The organism is Bradyrhizobium sp. JYMT SZCCT0180 (assembly GCF_018130165.1).
In the GTDB taxonomy this organism is placed as follows: Bacteria; Pseudomonadota; Alphaproteobacteria; order Rhizobiales; family Xanthobacteraceae; genus Bradyrhizobium.
This window is the reverse complement of sequence record NZ_JAFCLZ010000016.1, coordinates 75,852-86,794: the sequence shown is the minus strand read 5'-3', so window position 1 is coordinate 86,794 and position 10,943 is coordinate 75,852. Positions and strand designations below refer to the sequence as shown.

Here is a 10,943-nt window from a genome sequence, read left to right as displayed (position 1 = left end):
AGCGTTAGCGCTCATGATGCGGCACTAGATCAAGTTTGCTGGGGCTCCACAAGGCAGGGTTTTCAGGTGAATTCCTTTAAAATTGAGAGGGCTCGGAGTCGAATCAGAAGCGGTGAAGAGTCAATGGGATTCATGGGCGTTCTCGTCGTCCCGGCGAAGGCCGGGACCCATACGCCGCGGCCGTGCCGTGTGAGCCGGTCGAAGTTGCACCTGCTGCAACAATGAATGCCTGTGGTTATGGGTCCCGGCCTTCGCCGGGACGACAGCGATTACTGCGTCTTCGCCACCCTTGGCGGCGCCGCCGTTGTGACAAAACTCGTGGCTTCCAGCATCGCCGGGCCGAACGGGGTCGGGATCGTCATGCGAAATGGAACCAGGATGCGGGTGCCCGCGATCGGCACGAAGGCGATCTCGATGTTGCGCTGGGCCGCGAGGTGCTTGATCACGGGCCGATCGGGGATATAGCCCGCGATCGGCGTGAAATAGATCGCGCAGACCACGGCCGGCCCATGATAGCCGCGCTCGGCCTTGACCGTTTCCATGCGCTTGTAGTCGAGCTTGAGGTCATAGCGCAGCCGGCCGTCGAAGATGCCGGTGCCGGTGCGGCAGGCCTCCGGCGACAGCGGATCGCCGGTTCCGGGCACGCGGATCATCGCGCCCGTCATCGGATCGAGCACGTTCTTCCGATGCGCTTCGGTCACCACGATGCGGTCGGGATCGACCGGCGGTTCCGGATCGATGGTAAAATCCTTCACGCCGCCGTTCGCGATCACGAGGCGGATGGTCTCGGATTTCTTCGAGCTCGTGGTGGTCGCGGTATAGGCGTTGGCGACCAGCGCGCCACCCACGACGCGGCCTTGCGAGGCGCCGGAACCCTTGCCGCCCGAAAACGCCTGCAGCAGGCCGGTGGAACCGCCCTGCGCGGAGGCGGAAAACGCATCATCGCCGATTTCGATGGTCCAGGTGCCCTTGCCGACGGGGATGCCCGCCAGCGACGCCTCGTAATGGGCATCGAGCCGCCCCTGCGCGGAGGCTTCCAGCGGCGCCAGCCACAGCAGCGCGCAGGCCGCAAGACTGCCCAACAGGCGGAAACGATGCGAAATGGCACGTGTGGTCACGTAACTGACGGTCCTGCTGGCGCGAGCTCTTGTTTATGTAATCAAAAATATCCGGCAATCAACGCGTGGCGGTCCCTCGCGGTGGCTCAATCCGGAGGGAACAGAGATGTCGGCGGGGATTGCGCCCTTTATATGGTCCTAACGCCTTGATATCCTTAAACCCTTGTAATGGCTTCCAAACCGCCAACGCCACCCTCTCGCGGGTGCGCAAAATCTTAAGCGAAACCCCGCAAAACCTTGACGCCTCGGGCCTTCAGCCCTATACGTCCGCGGTTCCTGGAAATGGACATGATTTTGGACCCCCGCGCGGCGCCATGATGCGCTGCCAGGTTGCGGGGATGGAAGAGGATTTTGTGCGATGTCTCGGCGCTGCGAACTGACGGCCAAGGGCCCGCTGGTGGGTAACAAGGTGAGCCACTCGAACATCAAGACCAAGCGGCGCTTCTTGCCGAACCTGGTCAACGTCACCTTCATCTCGGACGCGCTCGGCCGCAACGTGCGCCTGCGCGTCTCGACCAATGCGCTCAAGAGCGTCGACCACAATGGCGGCCTCGACGGCTACCTTCTCAAGGCCAAGGCCGACGTGCTGTCGCCCCGCGCGCTGGATCTCAAGCGCGCGATCCAGAAGAAGGTCGGCAAGCCGGTGTACGAGAAGAAGGCGAGCTAAAGGTTTAGCTCCGCTTCATCAGCGGGCTTTAGAGTTTTGAACGGCTGGGTCGAAAGACCCGGCCGTTTTTGTTTTTGGGGGGGACTAAGCTTACAAGCTACTTGCTCGCATTGCGAGAAGTGAGCATCCTATAGTTGAGCTTTTCGAATGCCGGGCAGGAATGGACGCAACCTCGGAATTCAAAACTAAGATATTGAGCCGCAAGAGAGCGCCGGAGGAATACCGGCTTTATCGAGCAGGCCTAGAATGGGATTTGACGGATCCCATCGTGATTGAGCGGGCGGAAGATCTTAAGTCGACGTATCGGTGGCACGACCGGCTCACACCTTATCTTCATCAAGTAAGCAACCTGATTACTTTTTGCCGGCGCCTGCCCGTAACGCTTCTGGCTGATGATGTCGGCCTCGGCAAAACGATAAGCGCAGGTCTCGTCATTAGCGAGCTTGTTGCCCGATCACGCCTCTCTAAGATTTTAATCGTCTGCCCAAAAATACTCGCGCACCAGTGGAAGGAAGAGCTTGAATCGAAGTTCGATATTCCAGCGTCGGTCGCCTTTGGCAAAGATTTAATCGAGGCGGAGCCCGACGAGGTCGGCGCCGTCATCACAACGTACAATTCGGCTCGTTTGCACCTCGATAAAATTCCCGAAGATCGCTTTCAGATGCTCGTGCTCGATGAAGCCCACAAGCTCAGGAATTTGTATGGCGTTCAAAAACCCCCAGAGGTAGCCAAGCGCTTCCGCAAAGCGCTGAAGGACCGGCGTTTTCCCTTCGTATTAATGCTGACCGCGACGCCAATTCAAAATCGCCTCTGGGACTTGTACTCGTTGGTCGACCTACTCACCGTTGCTCGTGGCCACGACAATCCTTTTGGAAGCCCGGGCATGTTTGCCCGTCGTTTCATAGCGGACAACAGAGAACAGGCGCGCGAACTAAAACTTGAAGCTCGAGATGAATTTCGTTCGATCGTTTATGGCTATATGTCTCGAGTTCGTCGTGGCGACGCCAAACTCTATTTTCCTGAGCGGAAAGTGCTGAGGCACGAGGTTCAGCCCACGGCCGCCGAGCTTCGACTGATTGAGACCATTGCCAAGCCAATTCAAAAACTCAACAAGCTAACGCAAATCTCGATACTGCAAGCGCTGACTAGTAGCCCCGAGGCGCTATCCGCCCAACTCACCAACATGGCCCGAAACGGTACTGTCCCGCCAGATTTAGCAGCATCGGTAAAATCAATTGTCGAGGGCATGCCACTGAGCGCGAAACTCATTGGCCTCAGCAATCTCATCGGAAAACTCAAGGCCGAGAACCCCAACGGCTGGCGGCTTGTTGTCTTCACGATACGGCGAGAGACGCAAACGACGATTCAGAATTACCTGGCCGGCCAAGGATTGAAAGTCGGACTTATCAACGGAGATTCAGGTGAGCGAAATCAAGAGACCATTAGCCTCTTCCGAAAAAACCCTCCCGGGTACAGGGTAATTGTATCAACTGAAGCAGGATCTGAAGGCGTCAACCTTCAGGTTGCCAATGTGCTTGTGAACTACGATCTGCCTTGGAATCCCATGATTGTTGAACAGCGGATCGGTCGCGTTCAAAGACTTGCCTCCGACCACGCCTATGTAAGCATCTACAACGTAACTCTGAAAGGCACATTTGAGGATTACATCGTCGGAAGACTGATGGAAAAGCTACAAATGGCGGCACATGCCATTGGCGATGTGGAAGCCCTGTTGCAGGGGGCTGATGTTGGCGACGGGGATGATGACGCAGGCACCAGTTTTGAGGAGCAGATTCTTAAGCTCGTGATCGCGGCACTTGCCGGCAAAGATATCGACAGAGCAACAAAGCTCGCAGAGAAGAGCATAGAAGAAGCCAAGACGGAACTAGAACGAGAAGAGAAGACCATCAATGACATGTTGGGAGGGGCTGATGGGAGCGAGGACGTTGGGCCTCGCACTCCGACCCTACCCAAGGCCGTTCGATCGATGGAGCCTCGTGATTTTACCCTTGGAGCTCTTGGCCTCCTCGGCAGTAAGATCACTCCGGGATCAAATGGATTGTATTTGGCCGAGGAGAACGGCGGCCGCGAATACATTCGGTTTGACGATCAAGCCGACCCCCACGTAAGAAGCATACTCTACGGTCCTGGCAGCCCGCCATTTCAACGTCTCGTAACCAGAATTGTTGCGTCTGGCATTCATGACGTGGAAGACGTCGACCGCGATCCCGCAAAGAAGTGCGAAGAGACCGCGCATAGCTGGGTGGATGATTTCGGAGCTAGGACGAAGTCGGTAGAAATTGACAGCGTATCTCGTGCCTTCAATGGAGCAGCAGTGGTACGAGTTCGGGCAACGGTCGCACACGACAGTTACGAACGACTGGTGGACATCCCATGCTCAGCTGACGACCACCGCTTGGTAACCGGCCGATCAGGCCTAGATGCTTTGCCTCGGACAATTGAAAAACCTGAAACTATTGGTCTCAAAACTGAAAAACTTAAGAACGCAGCTGCCTACGATGAGGGAATATCGGAATTTTGTCGCTTTTATTTGGAGCGACGAGAGTACGAAACACGACGGACAGAAGACGAGCGTAAACGCAAAAAACTGATGGACGAGTTCACGCCGAATCTTGAAATGACGCTTGTCGGCATGACCGGAGCGGTGCATCGCGAAGTCAAAGTCAAGACTCGATACAGCTTTGACACGGTCGACGAATATGAAAGCTCGCTTTCCATCTCTCCTCATGCCGGGAAGGTTGTCGATGGTCCGGAGCTAGGCCTATGCTCCCAAACCGGCCGCACCGTCCCTAGCTCTTGCCTCTCCAAATGCGAAATCACCGGTGCAGATGCATTGCGGCACCTACTAGTTAAGTCTGAGGTAAGCGGACGTTTTGCACTACCTGAATTCACAGTCTTATGCTCATCAAGCGGCAAGCGCGTGTTTCGCGACGAGACCGAAGTCTCGGATGTCACTGGAAATCTTGTCTCCTCCAAGCTTCTCAAGGTTTCTGCCGTCAGCGGGAAACGGGCAGAGCCTGAGCATTATGAGGTTTGCTCATTTACTCAGGCTGAAGTTCTCAAGGAAGAAATTGCTGTCAGCGAAATATCGGGAAAGAGGTACCGCACTGATCAACAGCTACGATCCGCTGTTTCTGGAAGGACGGGCCATAAACAAGAGTTCGTCATCTGTCACGAAACCCGACAACCTATCATTCAGGACGAAGCCGAACGTTGCGACGTAACTGGCTATTCCGTCAGAATTGGGGTCCTCGAACGATGTGAAGTGAGTGGCAAAAATATCTTACCGATTGGGCTAGATCGTTGTGCCATTTCGGGTAAGCGCGCCCTAAAGCGATTCTTCGTGAGCAGCAGTTTATCAGACACCCGACTCTTGAAGGAGATTGCAGTTCAATCTGCTGGCAATCTCTTCTGTACTCCAGCCGAAACAAAGACATGCGTCTGGAGCGGCCGCAAGTATCATCCGGACGACATTCGAAAATGTGAATTATCTGGGCTTGCTATCCATTTTCAATTCGCAACCTCCTCCAATCCTCACCGGCTTTTGCCACTGCTCGAAATGCTCGATGGCGTTAAACGCAATTCGGACGGAGCTGAGAAGTGGTCCGATGTTGCCGAACGAATCGCAGCGGCAACCAAGCGCGGAAAATACTACGTTGAAGCAGCAATATTGTCGCCAGACGGCCAGCACTTAGCCACCTGCTCCGAGATTAGAACAATGCTTGGGTTACGAGTCTACCAAGTTGGAGCCATCTATGATCTCGCCAGCAACAGTGTTGTCGGCCGGATATGCGTTGGAAAACGCAGAAGAGAGAGTTGGACGGAAGCCACTGGCTAATGGCACCGGGAGGCAATCGGCCCGGATACTATGGCAATCGCTCCCAATCTCCTCGCCACCCCACCGCACGCCCGCTAAACTACAAGCTGTACGAGATCAGGGGCACCCCTCATGACACCCAGAAACATCGTCATCTGCTGCGACGGCACCGGCAACGAGATTTCCGAGAACATCTCCAATGTGCTGAAGCTCTATCGCTGCCTGCGCAAGACTGAAAAAACCGAGCCGCGGCAGCTGGTGTTTTACGATCCCGGGGTCGGCACGCTGGCGCGGCCGAACACGTGGCACCGGCTCAGGCAGAATTTCAACGCCATCCTGGGGCTCGCCACCGGCTATGGGCTCGATGACAACGTGCTGGCGGCCTATTGCTTCCTGGTGCAGAACTGGCGCGAGGGCGACCAGATCTACCTGTTCGGCTTTTCCCGCGGCGCCTACACCGTGCGGGTGCTGGCTGGGCTGATCCACAAGATCGGCCTGATCACGGAAGAGCAGGCCAATCTCGCAGGCAGCGGCCTGATCGCCTACAAGGCGTTCTCCAGCGACGAGGCGCCGAAGCTGCGCGAAAAATACAGGGGGCGCGTCGACGCCGCCGCCGCCGAGGATGCCGAGCCGCCCTCGCCGTTCGACAACGCCGCGCAGTTCGCGCGCATCACCTCGGCGCGCTGGCCCGTCATCCGCTTCGTCGGCGTCTGGGATACGGTGGCGAGCGTGATCGTGCCGCGGCCCGACCGGTTCTATCTCCCGAGCCTGGAAGAGCTGGCCTGGACGCTGCAGAACCCGAGCGTGCAGATTTTCCGCCAGGCGATCTCGATCGACGAGCGGCGCTGCATGTTTCGGCTAAAGAAGTGGGACGCGCCGCAGACCTACAAGCCGGTCCGCTTCAACGACATCAAGAACACGCCGCAGGATATTTTGCAGGTGTGGTTCTCAGGCGTGCATGCCGATATCGGCGGCGGCTATCCGGAAAAGCAATCCGGCCTCTCCAAATATCCGCTGCTCTGGATGATCGACGAGGCCGAAAAAGCCGGCCTCAAGTTCAACCACGCCAATGTCAACCAGCTCGCCTGGGGGATTCCGCGCAAGAACAGCCCGTTCTCCTATGTCGCGCCTGATGTGCGCGGCGAGGTGCACACGTCGCTGACGGGGGCGTGGTGGATTCTCGAATTCTTGCCGAAGAGCGCGAAGTACCGGGAGTGGCCGAAGCGGCAGGTGTATTTTGGGTTTTACATTCCGGACGCGGAGCCACGGGTGATTCCGGAAGGTGCTGTCATTCATGAGTCGGTGGTGAAGCGGATGGCCGAGGTGAAGGATTATCGGCCGGTGAACCTGCCGGAGAAGTACGAGACGTGGCCGATGCCGGTGAAGGCGGAAGCGGTGGAGATGCCGGCGGAGGTGTGACTGTTGTCGTCCCGGCGAAGGCCGGGACCCATAACCACAGGATTGGATTTTGGGCACAATCGTCGAACAGTATTTTTCACAACACTCGCCGCGGCGTATGGGTCCCGGCCTTCGCCGGGACGACGACTCCATAGCAGCCAGTTGCTGACACCATGACCACCCCCCGCACCTACTACGTCTACATCCTCGCCTCCGCCCGCCACGGAACGCTCTACATTGGCGTCTGCAACGATCTCGGCAATCGCCTCGCGCTGCATCGCGCGGGGCGCGGTTCGGAGTTCGTCAAGAAGTATGGCGTTACGCGTCTGGTCTACATGGAGACCTATGCCTCGCCGCAGGAAGCCATCGCGCGCGAGAAGCAATTGAAGAACTGGCATCGCGACTGGAAGATCAGGCTGATCGAGGAAGAGAATCCCGACTGGAGCGACCTCTCGCATTTGCTGTGAAATAGATTTGTTGTCCTGGCTTCTCTTGTCGTCCCGGCGAAGGCCGGGACCCATACGCCGTGTAGTTCATGTTGAGAGATGCTGTTCGACGACTTCCCTAAATCACTCGATCCTGTGGTTATGGGTCCCGGCCTTCGCCGGGACGACATCGGAACTGCGACAAAACGGCACGACGGGCAAATCACTTCCGATTTGCAGAAACCATGTCAAGCCCTAAATTTCCGAAAATCAAAAACATTTCCCTTCCCTTCCACCCCAAATCACCTGCACATCAATAGCCATCCCGTCCCATTCAGAGGGGCGTTGGCCATCGTCACGACGAGGGGCGGGGATGCGGTGGACGCTGAGGTTGCGATTGACGGTCGCGGCTGAGGCGTACGGTGAAAGCGTGTGGTCCTGGCGCCCGTAACGGCGTCAAGCTGCGCAAGGGCTCAAGCCCTGCGCAGTGACGGTGGCAATAGAGGCCGTCTCACCGGGGAGAGCGCGTCATAAGCCGTAAAGCCACTGCGCAGGGAATGTCGGATGTTCTCCGCTGCCCTGTATGCTCATGTGCAGCTTTTTTAGCACAGAACGCACATGAGACCGCGGGTGCAGCGCGCATCCGGCATTCCCTGCGCCCTCTGGATTTTGGGGGCAAACGATTTGAACAACCCGGGCGAAACCTGCCGCGGGAATGCGAAACCGTATCCGCGTCGTCCCGGCGAAGGCCGGGACCCATACGTCGCGGCCCATCGATAGGAACACCGGCGTCAGAGACCTTCTGCAACAATAACCGCCGCGGAGTATGGGTCCCGGCTCAAGGCCGGGACGACAGCGGAGAATGACGCAATCAGCCGTACCCCACCTTCCCCATCAGTGCGTCGCCAAACGCGGCGACCGAAATCTCCGTAGTTTCACTGAGTAGCCCGCCCAATGGATTGCTTTGCTTCGCTCGCAATGACGGTGAGAGGCCCGACCAACACCCCGAATTTTACCGACTGTTCAGCTATTCACCATACCCTTTTCCCCTCTGCCAGAATTGGCTTCGAACGCTCAGGACGAGCGATGCTGGAACAATCCATCGCCGATGAGGTCGAGGCGGCCATCAAGGCCGGCTCGGCGCAAAAGCACCTCGAGACTTTCCGCCGCGTCACGGACCTGTTCCTGACCTCGGCCGACGGCTTCAATGGCGAACAGATCGAGCTGTTCGGCGACGTGCTCGAACGACTGATCAGGACCATCGAGCTGCGCGCCATCGCCGACGTCAGCGCGCGCATCGCGCTCGCCGAAATGAGCAGCCAGCTCGCGTCGGTGAAGCAGGCGCCGCATGCCGTGATCCGGCGCCTCGCCCACAACGAGGATATTTCGGTCGCAGCGCCCGTGCTGACCGAATCCGCGCGGCTGTCGGCGGAGGATCTGGTCGAGCTCGCGCAGAGCAAAAGCGAGGCGCATCTGCTCGCGATATCCGGCCGCTGGTGGCTCGCCGAGATCGTCACCGACGCGCTGCTGGCGCGGCATTATCCGAGCGTCAGCCGCAAGCTCGTCGCCAATCCCGGCGCCAAGGTTTCCACTGGTGGTTTTGCGGTGCTGCTGGCGCAGGCCGAACACGATCCGGAACTTGCGATCGAGACCGGCATCCGCGTCGACCTGCCGGCGCATATCAGGCGGCAATTGCTGCGCGACGCCACCGAAGCCGTGCGCACGCGGCTGCTGTCGCGCGCGCCGCCGCACCTGTTCGAGGAAATCCGCGGCGCCATCGCCGCCGCCGCCGACGGCGCCAGCCGCGAAATGTCCCGCGTGCGCGATTTCGCTTCCGCCAAGCGCTACGTGACGCTGCTCGCCAAGAACGGCCAGCTCAACGAAGGCGCGCTGATGAGTTTTGCCAAACAGCGCAAGTACGAGGAGACCGTGGCGGCGCTCGCCGAACTGTCGCGCTCCGGCATCGACGTCATCCGCCCGCTGATGCAGAGTTTGCGCGATGAAGGCCTGCTGGTTCCCTGCCGCGTCGCAGGATTGAGCTGGGAAACCGTGGCCGCCGTGCTCGACAGCCGTTTTGCGTCAGGCAACATGGGCCCGCACGAACTGGCGCAGGCGAAATCGCAATACGCCAAGCTGACGCTGGACAACGCGCAGCGCATGCTGCGGTTCTGGCAGGTGAAAGCGACCGACGCGCCGCCGGGAATGAACTGACGGATGCGCCAAAAGCGCATCCGTCATCCCGGGATGGTCCGAAGGACCAGACCCGGGATCTCGAGATTCCGGGTTCGCATCTTCGATGCGCCCCGGAATGACAATCGTTACGCGGCGCGGATCAGGCTCGCGTCGAGGTGCTTCAGCCGCGGCATCACTTCCTGCTTCAGGAGGCGCAGCGAATGGTGCCACGCTTCCGGCTTGTGCTTGTAGTCGAAGCCGAACACCAGAAGCGTGCCGAAGCCGCCGACCTCGTGATAGATCTTTTCGATCTTCTCGGCGCAGGTCGATGGCGAGCCGACGATCCAGTTGCGCTTCGCGCAATAGTCGGCGGTGACATCGGAGTCAGGCACGTCGGGCGCGTGCTTGAGGTAGTCCTTGAAACCGAAATGCCCGAGCAGGGGGAGAAAATACTCGGTCATCATCCGGCCCATCATGTCGCCGACGGAGAGCCGCCAGGCTTCCTCGTCGGTGTCGGCGATGAACACCTCGCGCACCAAGCGCCAGTCCTGCCGGTTCGGCTTGCGGCCGGTTTTGGCGGCGCCGATCTCCACCGATTCCCAGTGGCTGGCCACATAGGCCGGGTTGAGGTTGAGGCTCATCGGGATATAGCCGCGCTCGCCCGCGAGCTTGAGCGTATCCGATCCCTTGGAGAGGCCGGCGACGCCGATCGGCGGATGCGGCGCCTGCAACGGCTTGAGGTGGGGCTTGAGGAAGTCGAACATCACGTCGGGCTTGTTCACCGTCCAGAACTTGCCTTGGTACGACCACGGCGCGTCCTCGGTCCACATTTTTAGGATGATCTCCAGCGCCTCGCGGGTCATGTCGCGGTTCTGGCCGGACATGCCGTCGACGTTGAACATCGCCCAGTCGCTGGGCAGGCCCGACGCCGCGACGCCGAAGTTCAAGCGTCCGCCGGAGAGGTGGTCGAGCATGGCGACGCGGTTGGCGAGTTCGGCGGGGTGGTGATAGGGCAGCAGGAAGCCGCCGGGGCCGAGGCGGATATTTTTGGTCTGCAGGAACGCCTGCGCCAGGATCAGGTCGGGCGAAGGGTGCGGCTCCCAGGGCGCGGTGTGGTGTTCGCCGATCCAGGCTTCCTGATAGCCGAGCTCATCGAGCCACCGCAGCGTCTGCAAGTCCCAGTCATGACCCTCCTTCAACCCGCACTCCGGCGGATGGGACGGCATCGTGAAATATCCGATCTCCATGGGGCGTCCTCTCGCTGTTTTTTCAAAACGCGTCTGTCGCGCGCAAGCGAGAGCATAGCACGCGAAGCGTGTGGCCGA

General features: G+C 59.0%; 7 protein-coding genes. 5 read left to right on the top strand and 2 right to left on the bottom strand.

Annotated elements, in window-relative coordinates; translation table 11 throughout:
• Window positions 1-269: 269 nt before the first annotated feature.
• The gene (locus JQ641_RS23435) at window positions 270-1,085 is read right to left on the bottom strand and encodes a DUF3108 domain-containing protein (RefSeq protein ID WP_249150634.1); all 816 of its coding nucleotides are present in this window, start codon (window positions 1,083-1,085) and stop codon (window positions 270-272) included.
• Between the two features lie 391 nt (window positions 1,086-1,476).
• On the opposite strand from JQ641_RS23435, the gene rpmB reads away from it, so the two are divergent.
• From rpmB to JQ641_RS23410, 5 genes are all read left to right on the top strand, one after another.
• A complete protein-coding gene (rpmB, locus tag JQ641_RS23430) occupies window positions 1,477-1,785 on the top strand; it encodes a 50S ribosomal protein L28 (RefSeq protein WP_211998265.1) in 309 nt (102 codons plus the stop codon).
• Window positions 1,786-1,945: 160 nt separating this feature from the next.
• Complete coding sequence (locus JQ641_RS23425; protein WP_211998264.1) at window positions 1,946-5,644, top strand: DEAD/DEAH box helicase; 3,699 nt, start codon at window positions 1,946-1,948, stop codon at window positions 5,642-5,644.
• A 111-nt stretch (window positions 5,645-5,755) separates the two neighbouring features.
• Window positions 5,756-7,042, top strand: a complete 1,287-nt coding sequence (locus tag JQ641_RS23420) for a T6SS phospholipase effector Tle1-like catalytic domain-containing protein (RefSeq protein ID WP_211998263.1) — start codon at window positions 5,756-5,758, stop codon at window positions 7,040-7,042.
• 152 nt (window positions 7,043-7,194) lie between these two features.
• Window positions 7,195-7,488, top strand: coding sequence for a GIY-YIG nuclease family protein (locus tag JQ641_RS23415; protein ID WP_211998262.1), 294 nt, complete (start codon window positions 7,195-7,197; stop codon window positions 7,486-7,488).
• 1,044 nt (window positions 7,489-8,532) lie between these two features.
• Window positions 8,533-9,657, top strand: a complete 1,125-nt coding sequence (locus JQ641_RS23410) for a DUF2336 domain-containing protein (protein ID WP_211998261.1) — start codon at window positions 8,533-8,535, stop codon at window positions 9,655-9,657.
• Between the two features lie 107 nt (window positions 9,658-9,764).
• Here the strand turns inward: JQ641_RS23410 and JQ641_RS23405 are convergent, their stop codons facing one another.
• A complete protein-coding gene (locus JQ641_RS23405) occupies window positions 9,765-10,865 on the bottom strand; it encodes an LLM class flavin-dependent oxidoreductase (RefSeq protein ID WP_211998260.1) in 1,101 nt (366 codons plus the stop codon).
• Window positions 10,866-10,943: the final 78 nt, after the last annotated feature.

Coding starts and splice junctions, on each gene's coding strand:
- JQ641_RS23405 (WP_211998260.1), bottom strand. CDS start 10,865: ATGGAGATCGGATATTTCACGATGCCGTCCCATCCGCCGGAGTGCGGG.
- JQ641_RS23420 (WP_211998263.1), top strand. CDS start 5,756: ATGACACCCAGAAACATCGTCATCTGCTGCGACGGCACCGGCAACGAG.
- rpmB (WP_211998265.1), top strand. CDS start 1,477: ATGTCTCGGCGCTGCGAACTGACGGCCAAGGGCCCGCTGGTGGGTAAC.
- JQ641_RS23415 (WP_211998262.1), top strand. CDS start 7,195: ATGACCACCCCCCGCACCTACTACGTCTACATCCTCGCCTCCGCCCGC.
- JQ641_RS23425 (WP_211998264.1), top strand. CDS start 1,946: ATGGACGCAACCTCGGAATTCAAAACTAAGATATTGAGCCGCAAGAGA.
- JQ641_RS23410 (WP_211998261.1), top strand. CDS start 8,533: ATGCTGGAACAATCCATCGCCGATGAGGTCGAGGCGGCCATCAAGGCC.